Genomic DNA, 14,921 nt, shown 5'->3' on the forward strand with positions numbered 1-14,921 from the left:
GACACTATACCATAAAAACGTATCTAAAACAAAAAGGTTCCCCTAGAATATACTGCCTACAACGAGCCAATTGTTTTGCATAGGATACATAGAGAGAGGGGGTGCTCCTATGAGCGGATATGACCAAGGTTCCCATGGTACTTCGGGATTTGCGTTGATTGTTGTTTTGTTCATTTTATTAATCATTGTCGGTGCAGCCTTCCTGAATTAATTCCAGAAAAGCTCAAGGCGTTAGGCGCTGAGGGTATCGATAATGGAAAAAGTCCATTTCCCGTAAAAAAGGGAATGGACTTTTTTATACTTGTAACAGAATCTCGACGTAAAATGACACGATTAAAATGGTTACAAGAACGTTAACGGTTGTGTATATTTTCTGTTGCTTCTCTTCAGGGATTTCCTTAGATTCGCATAGTGCATACGTCATTTTATTGATTTGAAACAGATATAATAACGAGAACAGAATTGTAATAATAAGGATCAAATCTATTCCTCCTCTTTAACTTCCCAAGGCAATCATAGCAGAAGTCCTTCTAAAATGAAATTAATTTTCCTCTGCGCTAAATACTGGGTTTTTAAGTTCTTCGTTACTTTTCGTATGATTAATAGCCATCATTTCACCGGTGGAGTCATCATATGATTCTTTGATTTTCTCAAAGCCGCGCTCAAATATTTCCATAAAATCTTCCCCATAAATATTTCGGACAACGGACATTACTTCGAGGAATTCTGGGAACTTTCCGTAAAGGTCTTTAATAGGGAGTGATCCCTCTAAAATATCATGTTTAGAATCATAGTAGTTCATGTTCATCTCGAGTATCAGTTTTTCCCCTTCTTCTGTAACTTCAACATATGTATTTCTTCTGTCATCATCTTTTTTATAAAACCGTAAATAATTACGTTCTTCTAGCTTCTTCGAAAAGTTGAAAGCTGTCGAAACATGCATGACTCCAAATTTAGCGATGTCAGAAATGGTTGCGCCTTGAAGATGGTAAGAAATCCATAAAATATGATGCTCATTAATATTCAAGTCATAAGGTTTTATCCACTGCTGCCAATCTTTTTCTACTGCTTTCCAAAGAGCTTTAGACATCTGTGCAACCCTTTGACTGAAAATCATTGCTTCTTTCGGAGAGTACTTTTGCTCTGACATTGGAAACACCTTCTTTCTATATTTTCCCGCTTCTTTTATTATAGCAGGAAAGCAAAGAAGAGAAAAGTAAAAATTGTGAAAAAGCTTTCGGTTCAATAATAATATTTGGGGAAATGGGTATGAAAATAAGGAATGCGGCCGTATCCACTAGTTAAAACCTATATAATGTAGGTCTCTCGTGGAGGGTTGACTGCATTCCTTACTGGTGGATAGTATTTACTTTTAACTTTTAACTTTTAACTTTTAACTTGAATTAGCATTCAACCCCAGCTTTTATAAGTGGGAACAAATTCCCTGCTGGTCCAAGCCTCCGAGGGATATTACAAATTTTGGACGTAATTACGCCGAGGCATAATTGACATTACTTTTGCTGTTTTGCGAAGTTCTGCTCAAGCTCTTCAATAGCGGTTTGGATTGCTGCAATTTCTTTTTCCATGCGTTCCCGATTAGATTCCGTTGATTGTTGCCACTGATCTACTGAACCTTTAATTCCATCAATTGCTGTTGGAACTGTTTCTTTTGCTTCTTTCGTAAGGTGGGAAATGGACTCTTTTAAATCATCGACTTTTACTTTTACATCTTTGAACAAAAATTTCATGTCGCTTGAAGCATCCCTGACGGATGTCCGAAGTTGACTTCCCGATTGGGGAGTCGAATACAATACCGTAACAGCAGCTGCAACTGAACCTGCTGCGAGTCCGATGAAAAATGTAGATGCTTTCATTGTATAATACACTCCTTCCTGTTATGAATAGTATTCCTTACTCTAGTTTTATTAAAACATTTAAAAAGTGCCTGAGCAATAAAAACAAGCGCAAGTGACCTGTTTAGACGCTACTTTATATTTTAAACTACATGTGTTGAGTAACCAGTAAATGACTGCTTACTCCTTCTCTATAGCATTTCCTTTTCGAATTGGGGGCAGTGTCACTTTCAATATAGCGTAGCACTGTTACTTGTATGATCTTTTCTTTAGTAAAAGCGGAGGGGTGCCCGAAATTTCATCTTCGGGTATATTATACAGGCGACAAAAAAAGCTCTCCTCGTGGAGACGGAAAGCTTTCGCTAAAATTTCAATTGGAAAATGCAGTTTTAAATGAGGAGCGTTTGACCAAGCCCTTAACAATCGGGTATATCAAGAAAAATGCAATTCCGTTCATCGCAACAGCTGGAAGTACAACCCCCAAGAACAAACCACCGAACGGTAAATCTACTCCAAGAATGAAAATGGCGATTGAAAGGAAGATGCTTCCTGACAATACAGTTCCAATACCTGCGACAACAGTGGAAGCAATCAAGTTACCTGTAACTTTTTTTAGTGAGATAATAATTGCGTAGATTACGAATGCGGTAATGAACTTATCAATTACATTGGGGATGAATCCGCCAGGGAAATTTGAAAAAATACCTGATATAATACCTGTTGTTCCAGCAAGTAACAAAACATTGCGTACTTCAGGGAACAGGAATATGCTGATAAACATCATTGTCAGCATGAAATCCGGTTTCATTCCTCCAGCAATCGGGGGAATAATCAGGTAAAGTGCAGCACCTACAGCAGTCAATAAAGACATTAACACAAGACTTTTCGTTTTCATTTCTAATCTCTCCTCGGCTCATCTAGTATTTTGTGTTTTTCCTGTCGTATCCTCATGATCGACAGCGAAAAACTTATTATGAATCATACACGGTATTCAGATAATTCACAAGCTTATTTTTGTAATTTCATTCGAATTCCAGCTGCAACTTCCTGAATTCGTCCCATACTTGTTTCAGATTCCTTCGTTTCAAACGTAAGTTGGAAGCCGTCAGTTTCATCATAGCGAGGGATGAGGTGTAGGTGTGAATGAAAAACGGCTTGTCCCGCATATGCGCCATTGTTTTGTAGTAAATTCATTCCAGCTGGTTTGAATTCATCTTTTATGGCATTGGCGATTTTGGGTACGACGGAAAATAGTTGTGCCGCTTCTTCAGCAGTTAAATCATAGATATTTTCACGATGTGTTTTCGGGATGAGAAGGACATGCCCTTTCGTTACAGGTACAATATCCATGAAGGCAAGAACGTGCTCATCTTCATAAACTTTAACGCTAGGGATCGTACCTTCAATGATTTTACAAAAAATACATTCAGTCATTTTCAACACTCCTGTTCATATTTTCATGAATGGGACAAGTGTAGCATAATTTTAGATATAGGTTGAAATATTGAATACGGTAAACTAGCGTAGGAGCCTTACAGGGGGAGACGAAGGCAGTCTAAGTTCGCGACGTCGTGTCGCAACAAGGAGGGATGTAGGTCAATCCCTCCCTCCCCACTGCATGACCTGCATCCTACAGGTCCAAGCTTTATTCGATTGCAATCATTTAATACTATATCGGTTGATTATGAAGGAAAAAGCTTTTTGTAGCGTTTTTTGCTAAAATGAATGAAAGAATGGAGGATGGATATGGAAATTCTTGAATTACAAGACGTAACAGGCGGTTATACACGTAAACCTGTTCTGTATGATTTGTCATTTAACATCGGACAAGGTGAGTTAGTAGGTTTGATTGGACTAAATGGGGCGGGAAAAAGTACAACCATTAAACATATCATTGGATTAATGAATCCTCATAAAGGAGAAATTCGTGTCAACGGGGTGACATTCAGTGAGGATCCCGAAAAGTATAGAAAAGCGTTTACTTATATACCGGAAACGCCGATACTTTACGAAGAATTGACGCTTAGGGAACATCTTGAACTGACAGCAATGGCATATGACCTTGATAAAGAAGTGTTTGAAGCGCGGTCCGATGAGTTACTCCGGGAATTCCGGATGGAGAAACGCCTAAATTGGTTCCCAGCGCATTTTTCAAAAGGGATGCGTCAAAAAGTAATGATCATGTGTGCTTTCCTCGTTAATCCATCTTTATATATTATTGATGAACCATTTGTGGGTCTCGATCCAATCGGCATCAAATCACTTTTAGAGCAGATGACGCAGAGAACAGAAAATGGGGCTTCCATTCTCATGTCAACGCATGTATTGGCAACTGCGGAAAAATATTGCGACAGGATCATCTTGCTGCACGAAGGACGGGTGCGAGCAGAAGGAACGATGGATGACTTGAGAAATGCATTCGGACGTCCTGGCGCGTCACTGGACGACTTGTATATCGCGATGACAGAGGAAACTGACAATGAACAATTTGCGTGAAATATGGGGATCCCGGTTCGTCCATTATATAACCGAGCTTCAAAAGTATTTGAAGTATGTATTTACAGGCCATTTGGCAATTGTCCTTGTCTTCACAATTGGGGCGGGGGGCTATACGTATAGCGAATGGTTGAAGGAAGTGCCAGCAGAATTCCCAGCGGCGTTGCTTACGGCTCTTATACTTGGATTAGCGCTCGCCTTTTCACCGCCAGTGACGCTATTGAAACCTGCCGACACGGTTTATTTCCTACCACTGGAACAAAAGCTTATTACGTATATGAAACGGGCTTTGAGTTGGAGCTTCTATTCACAATTGCCAGTACCATTTATTTTATATATTGTGGCGTTGCCGTTACTTTCAGCTACAGGGACCGGTTCGAAGATGGAGTACATCGTTATCGCAATTTTGATACTAGTCATTAAGCGAGTATTCATTGAATCGGAATATAATTTCAGACATGTATTGGATGGAAAAGGGATCTTGCTAGATAGGACCGTCCGATTTTTATTGGCGGGAACCATAATTTATGCAGGTCTTGAAGGAAGTCCAATTATACTTCTGATTATTGGTGTACTCATTGTACTGTACAACTTCTATTGGCGAAAAAAGAGAATGCTAAAACCATTCCCTTACGATCATTTCATATCACTCGAACAGAATCGGATGATGCGTTTTTACCGTTTTGCCAATTACTTCACAGACGTCCCGCATTTGAAAGGATCCATTAGTAGAAGGGCGTGGCTCGGTTTTGCGATGGGATCCCCGAATTACGGTAAGCCTGTAGCACAACCGTATTTAATAAGACGTACATTTATACGCACGGATGATATTTTTTGGTTATGGGTAAGGCTCACTGCTTTATCGGCGCTTGGAGCGATTTTTATCCCATTTCCGATTGTCGTATTTATTTTCGCAGGAGCGCTTGCATTTGCCTCTGCCGTACAACTTATCCACGCATTGCGGGCAGGGGACGATTTTCGGATGGATATGCTGTTTCCTGAAAAGGAAGACACCCGTCCCGATGCAATTAAAAGGATCGTTCGTACAGTCCAATGGATTCAGGCGGCAGTAGTTACATGCGCTGCACTGTATCTTTATGGGGTTTCTGTAACACCTCTTCTTGTCGGGGCTGTCATTCTCATCATCTCTGAGGCTACTATCAGATTGACTGTAGAGAAAAAAGAATATGATTAAGAAAAGTCGCCCCGTTTGCAATCAATTGCAGACGGGGCGTTTGTTTGTAGAAAAGGAAGTATGAATTTCTCGACATGGAACAGTGTCTAGACTCGGGGGGGCTTAACGGCGCCTTACGCTTTTCTATAATAAATTATGACTAAATTTAAAAATAGAATATTCCAATAAACCTTGCAACTTATCTCTGAAATTAGATATACTAAATAAAAGGCATCAGGGGTGATAGGGATGGAGAACAATTATTCATATGCCGAGTTTTTAAAAGCTGTAGGGAAAAACAGTACTTCGCTCCAAGCGGAAAAACTGCTGAATGAAATTTATTTAGATCTTTTTTTGAAACATATACACAGAGAGCAGACAAAGAGTAGGTTCATGGGATTGATTGACCTTGCGCTTGACAGTAGGGATGAAAGCGCATTCCTACTGTATTCCAAAAGACTGGGCAAACTTGAAGAGAATGATTGAAAAATGCAAGGACGCTACATGTTGAGTAGACATGCAGCGTTTTTTTGTGTGTTTATAAAAGTGAAAATTAGTGAAAAAACGTACGTTCGCTTTTTACTCGTCAAAAGATGGGTAAAGTGATAAGATAGATGTAACTGATAGAGGAGGTTTTTCCGATGGTCGGAAAATTCAATTTGCAAGCCCCTTATACACCACAAGGCGATCAGCCGTCTGCAATCGCACAACTATTAGAAGGACATAACCGAGGTGAGAAGCACCAAACTTTGCTCGGTGCAACCGGGACTGGAAAAACATTTACCGTGTCGAATGTCTTGACGGAGATTAACAAACCGACTCTCGTTATCGCTCACAACAAAACGTTAGCGGGTCAATTATATAGTGAATTTAAAGAGTTTTTTCCTGACAATGCAGTCGAATACTTTGTCAGTTTCTATGATTATTATCAGCCAGAAGCGTATATCGCGCATACTGACACCTTCATTGAAAAAGACTCAAGCATCAATGATGAAATTGATAAATTACGTCACTCTGCAACATCTTCCTTATTTGAAAGGAATGACGTACTCATTGTTGCATCTGTCTCTTGCATTTATGGTCTAGGTTCCCCAGAAGAATACAGCGCACATGTTGTTTCTCTTCGTCCAGGTATGGAAATCGGACGCAATGAACTGCTTCGCAGATTTGTAGATATTCAATACGAACGCAATGACGTAAGTTTCACTCGAGGTACGTTCCGGGTACGCGGCGATGTTGTTGAACTTTTGCCAGCATCCCAGGATGAACATTGCTTACGTATCGAGTTTTTCGGTGATGAAATCGAACGAATTCGCGAAGTGGATTCACTGACAGGCGAAATCCTCGGTGAACGTGAACACGTTGCCATATTCCCCGCATCTCACTTTGTTACTGGTGAAGAAAAAATGGTGAAAGCAATTGAAAACATTGAAATTGAACTGGAAGAACGTTTGAAAGAGTTTCGTGCCCAGGACAAATTATTGGAAGCGCAACGTCTTGAACAACGGACACGCTATGATCTTGAAATGATGCGGGAAATGGGCTTCTGTTCGGGTATTGAAAACTATTCCCGTCATTTAACACTTCGTCCTGCAGGAGCGATACCGTATACATTGCTTGACTATTTCCCAGATGATTTCCTCATTATTGTAGATGAAAGTCATGTCTCATTGCCACAAATCCGTGGTATGTATAACGGTGACCAGGCACGGAAAAATGTCCTTGTTGACCATGGTTTCCGTTTGCCTTCAGCACTCGACAACAGACCGCTTACATTCCAAGAATTCGAAAACCATGTCCACGAGGCGATTTATGTTTCTGCGACACCAGGTCCTTACGAAATTGAGCATACTCCTGAGATGATTCAACAGATTATCCGCCCGACTGGTCTACTAGATCCGACAATTGAAATACGTCCGATTGAAGGACAGATTGATGATTTGATAGGTCAAATAAGAGAACGGACTAAAAACAATGAACGTGTTCTAATTACGACGTTAACAAAGAAAATGTCCGAAGATTTGACCGATTACTTGAAGGAAATTGGTATAAAAGTTCAATACCTTCATTCTGACATTAAAACACTTGAACGAATTGAAACGTTAAGAGAACTGCGAATAGGCACATATGATGTCCTTGTGGGCATTAACCTCTTAAGAGAAGGGATAGACATTCCTGAAGTATCGCTTGTTGTAATCTTGGATGCTGATAAAGAAGGGTTTCTACGTTCTGAGCGAGCGCTTATTCAGACGATGGGTCGTGCTGCCCGTAATTCCAATGGACATGTCATTTTATATGCAGATCGAATGACGGACTCCATGGCGAAAGCAATTGGGGAAACGGAGCGACGTCGGGACATTCAACGAAAATATAATGAAAAACATGGCATAACACCGACGACAATCAAAAAGGAAATCCGTGATGTGATTCGTGCAACAGCAGTATCAGAAGAAGCTATTTCCTATTTAGAAAAAGTAACACAAGGTAAGAAGTTGACAAAAGACGAAAAAACAAAGCTGCTTGTAACCTTGGAAAAAGAGATGAAAGAGGCAGCGAAAGCACTCGACTTCGAACGTGCTGCTGAATTAAGGGATACAATCATGGAATTGAAGGCTGAAAGGTAGGGTTTTTATGAAGAATAAAGAAATCATCATACAAGGCGCACGAGCGAATAATTTGAAAAATATTAACATAAATATCCCTCGTGACAAATTGGTCGTCATGACAGGACTTTCGGGGTCAGGGAAGTCCTCCCTCGCTTTCGATACAATTTACGCGGAAGGGCAGCGAAGGTACGTTGAATCATTATCTTCTTATGCACGACAGTTTTTAGGTCAGATGGACAAGCCGGATGTGGATGTCATTGAAGGGCTATCACCGGCAATTTCAATTGATCAAAAGACGACGAGCCGCAATCCCCGCTCGACCGTAGGAACTGCAACGGAAATATACGACTATCTACGTCTTCTTTATGCACGTGTTGGCAAACCAATCTGCCCGATTCACGGAACGGAAATTTCGTCCCAAACGATTGAGCAAATGGTTGACCGCCTTATGAAATTACCAGAACGTGCGCGTATTCAAGTTCTGGCACCGATTGTTTCAGGTCGTAAAGGAACACATGTGAAATTAATCGAAGATATTAAGAAGCAAGGGTATGTACGAATTCGAGTCAACGGTGAAATTATAGATCTTGACGACAATATTGAATTGAACAAAAACAAGAAGCATACGATTGAGGTTGTCATCGACCGGATTGTTATGAAGGAAGACATTGCGCCACGTCTGAGCGACTCTCTTGAATCGGCTCTACGTCTCGCGGATGGTACTGTTTTGGTTGACGTCATGGACGGGGAAGAAATCCTGTTCAGTGAACACCATGCTTGTCCATTATGCGGTTTTTCAATTGGCGAACTTGAACCAAGAATGTTTTCGTTCAACAGTCCGTTTGGCGCTTGTCAGGAATGTGATGGACTGGGGACAAAGCAAGAAGTCGACCCGGAATTAATCGTGCCAGATCCAACGCTGTCGTTAAAAGATCATGCAATTGCGCCATGGGAGCCGACAAGCTCTCAATACTATCCGGAACTTTTAAAAACTGTCGCGAATCATTTTGGCATATCAATGGATGTACCGGTAAATGAATTGCCAGACGATGAACTTGATAAAATATTAAATGGCTCGAAAGATGAAAAAATTCGATTCCGTTACACAAATGAATTTGGTGGAACGCGGGATAGCAATATTTACTTTGAAGGTGTTTTGGCAAATGTAGAGCGCCGCTTTAAAGAAACTTCTTCAGATTATATCCGTGAACAGATGGAGAAGTATATGTCACAGCGGCCATGTCCTACTTGCGCTGGCTACCGGTTGAAGGAAGAGTCACTTGCGGTAAAAGTGAATGGCGTCCATATCGGAAAAGTGACGGAATTGTCCATTACTGAAGCAGACCAGTTTTTCAAAAACCTTGTTCTATCTGAAAAAGATACACAAATTGCAAAGCTTATATTGCGTGAAATTGAAGAACGTCTCGGATTCCTAATTAATGTTGGACTCGATTATTTGTCGTTATCGAGGGCGGCAGGAACGCTATCCGGCGGAGAAGCTCAGCGAATTCGATTGGCAACGCAAATTGGTTCAAGGCTGACAGGCGTTCTTTATATTTTAGATGAACCATCAATTGGACTTCATCAACGAGATAATGATCGGCTTATCGGTACATTGAAAAGTATGCGCGACATCGGCAATACACTGATTGTTGTTGAGCATGATGAAGATACGATGATGGCTGCCGATTATTTAATTGATATCGGACCCGGCGCTGGTGTTGCTGGGGGGGAAATCGTTTCTGCAGGAACGCCTGAAAAAGTTATGAATGACCCTAACTCACTGACGGGTCAATATTTGAGTGGTAAGAAATTTATCCCGCTTCCATTGGAAAGACGTAAACTGGATGGACGAAAAATCGTCATTAAAGGTGCATCTGAAAATAACTTAAAAAATGTAAATGTAGATATTCCGCTTGGACAATTCATCGCCGTAACGGGTGTTTCAGGATCAGGGAAAAGTACGCTAATCAATCAAGTTCTTTATAAAGTACTCGCACAGAAATTGAATCGTTCTAAGCAGAAACCGGGACAATATAAATCTGCTATAGGTCTTGAAGAGCTTGAAAAGGTCATTGAAATCGACCAGTCTCCAATTGGACGGACGCCTAGATCCAATCCTGCTACTTATACAGGCATGTTTGATGATGTACGGGATATGTTTGCTTCTACGAACGAAGCTAAAGTCCGCGGTTATAAAAAAGGTCGTTTCAGCTTTAACGTTAAGGGTGGTCGTTGTGAAGCCTGCCGTGGCGATGGAATCATTAAAATCGAAATGCACTTTTTACCGGACGTCTATGTACCTTGTGAAGTTTGTCATGGGAAACGATATAATAGAGAGACACTGGAAGTTACCTATAAAGGGAAAAACATTGCGGACGTACTCGCTATGACAGTCGATGATGCACTCGTGTTTTTTGAAAATATACCGAAAATTAGCCGTAAGCTTCAGACGATTGTCGATGTAGGGTTAGGTTATATTAATCTAGGCCAGCCGGCAACAACATTATCAGGTGGGGAAGCACAACGGGTGAAACTTGCTTCTGAGCTGCACAAACGCTCCAATGGAAAGTCGTTTTATATTCTTGACGAACCGACGACGGGTCTTCATGTCCACGATATTGCCAAACTACTTATCGTATTGCAGCGCCTTGTCGATACAGGGAATACGGTACTCGTTATCGAACATAACCTGGATGTCATTAAAACCGTCGATTACATTATCGATATAGGTCCTGAGGGTGGTGATAAAGGCGGGAAAATTATCGCGACAGGTACTCCGGAAAAAGTCGCGGAATCGACAGTTTCCTATACAGGTTATTATTTAAAACCGGTACTTGAGCGAGAACGAAAACGAATGGACATGATGATTGAAGATGCAGAAAAGGTTTCGAAATGAAACCTTTTCCACATCCATTCGTATATATAGTATGTTGAACAAATGAATACCTATATAAACTGAGCGAAGGCGCCTTATAAGGGGAGCAGTAGCGAATTTAATGGGATTCTTTATTTCAACCTTTAATAGTTAGTCATAAAATAACGGAGAAATCCGGAACACCACAATACTAGGAGGCGTAATGATGCAAAATGAACGGAAACGGATTTTAGCAATGCTGGAAAACGGTACGATCACGACCGAGGAAGCATTGACACTTCTAGAAACATTAGGGAAAACTGGTCAAGTGGAAAAAAGCCCAGAAGCTAAACAGACCACTGTAAAGGCACAAGAATTGGAAAAACAATATAGTGAACCAAAACAGCAAGAAAAAGTAGATCCATTCGAAAAGGCTGAGCCTATTATCGAAGACAAGGATCAAGATCAGCCTTCTATGGATGAATTCCTTGAAGATTTGACTAAAGATTTTACCAACGTCGGCGATAGATTCATGCAATTCATGCAGAGCGCTGTTCAAAAAGTGAAATCATTCGAATTTGATTCTCCATTTGGCAATACGGTTACGTTTGACCATACAATAACTAAGCCAGCAACCGAAATCGACGAAGTTATCATTGATATCGACAATGGAAAAGTGACAATCCATACTGGTGAAACAGAAGAAATACGAGCAGATTTCACGGTGAAAACCTACAATAGTGAGTCAGAAGAAAAAGCGAAAAAAGATTTTCTTGAAAAGTTATTGTTTGTTAATGACGAAGGGAAAATTAGAATTTCAAGCGATTTGAAAATGGTTCAAGTAAATGTTGAATTATTCATCCCGAAAAAGGATTACGCGAGAATTTCCGCACGTTTGCTGAACGGCTCATTTAAAATGAAAGATGCCACCGCTGAAAAGGTAAAAGTGAAGACTGCAAACGGGAAAATCGAGATTGCTGGCTTGACGTTCAAAAATGGTGAATTTGAAACTGTGAATGGCTCAATCGGTCTAAACGATGTGACTGCTACTACAATTGAAGCAGAAACACTCAACGGCCGTGTGTACATCGATGGCGCTGTGAAAGATGTGGAGGCACAATCTTTAAACGGACATGTTGTGGTTACAACGACAGATCTTGCAGCTGAAAAAATCGAAGCAAAAACAATGAGCGGTACAGTTGAAATTTACATTCCAATAGGAGTCGCTCTATCAGGTGAAATTGCATCCAATATGGGTCGGTTGGACTTAAAGCTTGAAGATGTCGATCGAACTGTCGAGCAGGAACAATTGCTACATCGGACAATTCGTTTTAAAAAGGATGTAGAAGGAAATCCATCTCCGTTACACATTTTTGGTGAAGCGAAAACGGGTTCTGTTCTCGTTTGTTATAACGCGAAAAAAGAATAAAGAAATAAAAAGGACTGTTGCTACACCGATTTCGGTGTAGCAACAGTCCTTTTTAATTGAAATGAAATTGCCGATTATATATTCGGGACTACCTATTTGGAGTTAACTAGGTGGTATACCTCAATAGTATAATGAACAAATCTAGCGAAGGAGCGACAAGCGTGAGGCCATCACCAAGCGATAAAGCGGTATTGGAAGAACATTCTATTTGATAAGTGCTGATTATAGAGCCATTAAATCGGGAAAAGAACTCTGTCGGTTTTGATAGTTACCACGACAATTGCTTTCTCCCTATCAAAAAATATTTATTCTCTTGATAAATATAAGTTGATAGTGCGTGAGCAATTGCCCTTGCACACTGAGGTCTATATACTTTCTTCATTAATAACGCGGCTTCTTCTCAATTTGTCATGAATGCGCACTCAATAAGTATCGCAGGCGTCGGGGTTTCACGTAGGACAGCGTAGTTCGCTTTCTTCACGCCGCGGTCTGTTCGATTACAAGCTGTAAAAGCGGAATTCCCGCATTAGTCCATCTGTTTAGTGTGTTCCCGCTGTCTTGGGACCGTGCCCTGCATCAATCATTATTGTCGTCAAAATCTTCCCCTCCTTATCCTCTATATATGGAAAAAGAGTTTAGAGGTGGACAGTTTCGGCACTAAATCATTTCATTTGAAAAAGAGCATGGTAAAATAGGCTATAGACGTTTGGAATATATAGAAAAGGGGCGAGTTAATGTCTTATGTAACAGTAAAGGACGCACAAGAAAAACTTTTTCTTGAACTATGCGCAGGCGAAGCCGGCATCGAGCGTGAGATACATACGAGTGATATTTCAAGACCAGGCCTTGAAATGGCTGGTTATTTCAATTACTACCTAGCGGATCGTGTTCAACTATTGGGCAAGACAGAGCTATCATTTTTCGCGAACTTAACCGAAGCAGAACGGATAGATCGGATGAAAAGACTCTGTTCAGAAACTACGCCGGCCATCATTGTGGCACATGAAATGGAAGTGCCGGTTGAATTGATTGAGGCTGCTGAAAATCAAGGCATTCCTGTCTTGAAAACGGATGTTCCAACGACGCGATTTTCGGGTATGCTGACGAATTATCTAAGTGGCAGACTTGCACCAATGACAGCCATTCATGGAGTGCTTGTAGATGTTTATGGAATAGGGATACTGATCACGGGTAAGAGTGGTGTAGGTAAAAGTGAAACAGCGCTTGAACTTGTGAAAAGGGGCCATCGACTTGTGGCTGATGACCTTGTGGAAATTAGACAGGTAGCAAAAAATGTGTTGATTGGAAATGCACCAAAACTACTTGAACATATGCTTGAAATCCGTGGAGTCGGGATTGTAGATATGATGACATTGTTCGGAGCCAGCGCCGTGAAGAGCGATAAACGAATTTTAATTATCGTCGATCTTGAATTTTGGGATCAGGACAAGATTTATGACCGGCTTGGTATTGATGAAGAAAAGATGAAAATTATGGATTCAGAATTGACGAAGCTGACTGTGCCGGTAAGACCTGGGCGTAACTTGTCCGTTATTATTGAAGTTGCGGCAATGGATTATCGAATGAAAAAACTTGGAGTCAATGCAGCAGAGGAGTTTACGAAAAAACTTGCTGATGAAATTAAAGTGAATCGAAAGTAAATGATTGATAGAGAAAGGATAGGTTAATACATGTTTAATGTACTGGCAATAAACCCGATTGCATTTTCGCTAGGTTCGCTTGAAGTCAGGTGGTATGGGATTTTAATTGCGCTGGGGATTGTCCTCGCATTCATTGTTGTTCAAAAGGAAATGGTTAAGCGCGGGATGCATCCGGACTTTTTGACGGATCTGCTCATTTGGGCCGTTCCAATCGCGATTGTTAGTGCGCGAATCTACTATGTTATTTTCTCGTGGGATTATTATAAAGACAATCCGGGACAAATTATTCAAATTTGGCAAGGCGGCATCGCTATCCATGGTGCATTAATTGGTGCCTTCATTACGACATACTTCTTCACGAAAAAGAGAGGTATTTCATTCTGGAAAGTGGTCGATATCGCAGCAGCTGGACTGCTGATTGGTCAAATTATCGGTCGTTGGGGCAATTTCATGAATCAGGAAGCGCACGGAGGTCCTGTTTCGGAAAAGTTCCTTGAAACAACGATTATTCCTGATTGGATTATGAACCAAATGACGATTGAAGGCGTGACGTATCATCCGACATTCCTTTATGAATCTATGTGGAATATTGTGGGACTTATCATCATTATCTTGTTGCGCAAGGTGAATTTGAAGCGCGGCGAAATGTTTCTATTTTACCTTGTCTGGTATTCTGCTGGACGCTTCTTCATTGAGGGGATGCGAACAGACAGCTTATATGTCCTCGGTGAACTTCGGGCGGCGCAGCTAGTATCGGTTATCACAATCATTGTTGCTATCGCGGTATTCATAGTAAGAAGATACGTTCAAAAAGTAAATGTGAAGTATCAAGATAAATAAGAAGG

Annotated in this window: 15 protein-coding genes; 9 read left to right on the forward strand and 6 right to left on the reverse strand. The window is 40.8% G+C overall.

From position 1 onward, the window contains the following. Positions 1-70: 70 nt before the first annotated feature. Complete coding sequence (locus H7992_RS03855) at positions 71-211, forward strand: YjcZ family sporulation protein (protein WP_370569964.1); 141 nt, start codon at positions 71-73, stop codon at positions 209-211. A gap of 84 nt (positions 212-295) precedes the next feature. Here H7992_RS03855 and H7992_RS03860 read toward each other — a convergent pair whose 3' ends face one another. From H7992_RS03860 to H7992_RS03880, 5 genes are all read right to left on the reverse strand, one after another. Further along, positions 296-481, reverse strand: a complete 186-nt coding sequence (locus H7992_RS03860; RefSeq protein WP_067205932.1) for a hypothetical protein — start codon at positions 479-481, stop codon at positions 296-298. 60 nt (positions 482-541) lie between these two features. Then, a complete protein-coding gene (locus tag H7992_RS03865; protein ID WP_067205934.1) occupies positions 542-1,150 on the reverse strand; it encodes an HTH-type transcriptional regulator Hpr in 609 nt (202 codons plus the stop codon). Positions 1,151-1,511: 361 nt separating this feature from the next. Continuing rightward, the gene (locus H7992_RS03870; protein ID WP_067205937.1) at positions 1,512-1,874 is read right to left on the reverse strand and encodes a YtxH domain-containing protein; all 363 of its coding nucleotides are present in this window, start codon (positions 1,872-1,874) and stop codon (positions 1,512-1,514) included. Positions 1,875-2,223: 349 nt separating this feature from the next. Then, complete coding sequence (locus H7992_RS03875; RefSeq protein ID WP_067205940.1) at positions 2,224-2,748, reverse strand: tryptophan transporter; 525 nt, start codon at positions 2,746-2,748, stop codon at positions 2,224-2,226. Between the two features lie 113 nt (positions 2,749-2,861). After that, positions 2,862-3,287 (reverse strand): HIT family protein, encoded by a 426-nt coding sequence (locus H7992_RS03880; protein WP_187046671.1) that lies wholly within the window; start codon positions 3,285-3,287, stop codon positions 2,862-2,864. Positions 3,288-3,599: 312 nt separating this feature from the next. Here H7992_RS03880 and H7992_RS03885 point away from each other — a divergent pair, with 312 nt between their 5' ends. From H7992_RS03885 to H7992_RS03910, 6 genes are all read left to right on the forward strand, one after another. Further along, complete coding sequence (locus H7992_RS03885; protein ID WP_067205945.1) at positions 3,600-4,349, forward strand: ABC transporter ATP-binding protein; 750 nt, start codon at positions 3,600-3,602, stop codon at positions 4,347-4,349. Further along, positions 4,333-5,544: an ABC transporter permease gene (locus H7992_RS03890; RefSeq protein ID WP_187046672.1), complete on the forward strand. Its 1,212-nt coding sequence runs from the start codon at positions 4,333-4,335 to the stop codon at positions 5,542-5,544. Before H7992_RS03885 ends, H7992_RS03890 begins: the two co-directional genes overlap by 17 nt. Positions 5,545-5,772: 228 nt before the next feature. Continuing rightward, on the forward strand, positions 5,773-6,009 hold the full coding sequence (locus tag H7992_RS03895) for an IDEAL domain-containing protein (RefSeq protein ID WP_067205951.1): 237 nt from the start codon (positions 5,773-5,775) through the stop codon (positions 6,007-6,009). A 155-nt stretch (positions 6,010-6,164) separates the two neighbouring features. Further along, on the forward strand, positions 6,165-8,147 hold the full coding sequence (uvrB, locus tag H7992_RS03900) for an excinuclease ABC subunit UvrB (RefSeq protein WP_067205953.1): 1,983 nt from the start codon (positions 6,165-6,167) through the stop codon (positions 8,145-8,147). A gap of 7 nt (positions 8,148-8,154) precedes the next feature. Further along, the gene (gene uvrA / locus H7992_RS03905; RefSeq protein ID WP_067205956.1) at positions 8,155-11,028 is read left to right on the forward strand and encodes an excinuclease ABC subunit UvrA; all 2,874 of its coding nucleotides are present in this window, start codon (positions 8,155-8,157) and stop codon (positions 11,026-11,028) included. A 181-nt stretch (positions 11,029-11,209) separates the two neighbouring features. Beyond that, positions 11,210-12,415, forward strand: a complete 1,206-nt coding sequence (locus H7992_RS03910; protein WP_231885761.1) for a DUF4097 family beta strand repeat-containing protein — start codon at positions 11,210-11,212, stop codon at positions 12,413-12,415. A 400-nt stretch (positions 12,416-12,815) separates the two neighbouring features. On the opposite strand, the gene H7992_RS03915 is transcribed toward H7992_RS03910, so the two are convergent. Then, complete coding sequence (locus tag H7992_RS03915; RefSeq protein WP_187047783.1) at positions 12,816-12,896, reverse strand: N-acetylmuramoyl-L-alanine amidase; 81 nt, start codon at positions 12,894-12,896, stop codon at positions 12,816-12,818. A gap of 253 nt (positions 12,897-13,149) precedes the next feature. On the opposite strand from H7992_RS03915, the gene hprK reads away from it, so the two are divergent. Beyond that, on the forward strand, positions 13,150-14,076 hold the full coding sequence (hprK, locus tag H7992_RS03920) for an HPr(Ser) kinase/phosphatase (RefSeq protein WP_067205961.1): 927 nt from the start codon (positions 13,150-13,152) through the stop codon (positions 14,074-14,076). 30 nt (positions 14,077-14,106) lie between these two features. Next, positions 14,107-14,916 carry a prolipoprotein diacylglyceryl transferase gene (gene lgt, locus H7992_RS03925; RefSeq protein ID WP_187046673.1) on the forward strand — a complete coding sequence of 270 codons (810 nt, stop codon included), beginning with the start codon at positions 14,107-14,109 and terminating at the stop codon, positions 14,914-14,916. Positions 14,917-14,921: the final 5 nt, after the last annotated feature.

Source organism: Sporosarcina sp. resist (assembly GCF_014302295.1).
In the GTDB taxonomy this organism is placed as follows: domain Bacteria; phylum Bacillota; class Bacilli; order Bacillales_A; family Planococcaceae; genus Sporosarcina; species Sporosarcina psychrophila.

What these genes read in the sequence shown, in the direction of transcription:
- H7992_RS03870 (WP_067205937.1), bottom strand. Translation starts at nt 1,874, where the DNA reads ATGAAAGCATCTACATTTTTCATCGGACTCGCAGCAGGTTCAGTTGCA.
- H7992_RS03880 (WP_187046671.1), bottom strand. Translation starts at nt 3,287, where the DNA reads ATGACTGAATGTATTTTTTGTAAAATCATTGAAGGTACGATCCCTAGC.
- H7992_RS03910 (WP_231885761.1), top strand. Translation starts at nt 11,210, where the DNA reads ATGATGCAAAATGAACGGAAACGGATTTTAGCAATGCTGGAAAACGGT.
- H7992_RS03895 (WP_067205951.1), top strand. Translation starts at nt 5,773, where the DNA reads ATGGAGAACAATTATTCATATGCCGAGTTTTTAAAAGCTGTAGGGAAA.
- hprK (WP_067205961.1), top strand. Translation starts at nt 13,150, where the DNA reads ATGTCTTATGTAACAGTAAAGGACGCACAAGAAAAACTTTTTCTTGAA.
- lgt (WP_187046673.1), top strand. Translation starts at nt 14,107, where the DNA reads ATGTTTAATGTACTGGCAATAAACCCGATTGCATTTTCGCTAGGTTCG.
- H7992_RS03890 (WP_187046672.1), top strand. Translation starts at nt 4,333, where the DNA reads ATGAACAATTTGCGTGAAATATGGGGATCCCGGTTCGTCCATTATATA.
- H7992_RS03885 (WP_067205945.1), top strand. Translation starts at nt 3,600, where the DNA reads ATGGAAATTCTTGAATTACAAGACGTAACAGGCGGTTATACACGTAAA.
- H7992_RS03865 (WP_067205934.1), bottom strand. Translation starts at nt 1,150, where the DNA reads ATGTCAGAGCAAAAGTACTCTCCGAAAGAAGCAATGATTTTCAGTCAA.
- H7992_RS03875 (WP_067205940.1), bottom strand. Translation starts at nt 2,748, where the DNA reads ATGAAAACGAAAAGTCTTGTGTTAATGTCTTTATTGACTGCTGTAGGT.
- uvrB (WP_067205953.1), top strand. Translation starts at nt 6,165, where the DNA reads ATGGTCGGAAAATTCAATTTGCAAGCCCCTTATACACCACAAGGCGAT.
- uvrA (WP_067205956.1), top strand. Translation starts at nt 8,155, where the DNA reads ATGAAGAATAAAGAAATCATCATACAAGGCGCACGAGCGAATAATTTG.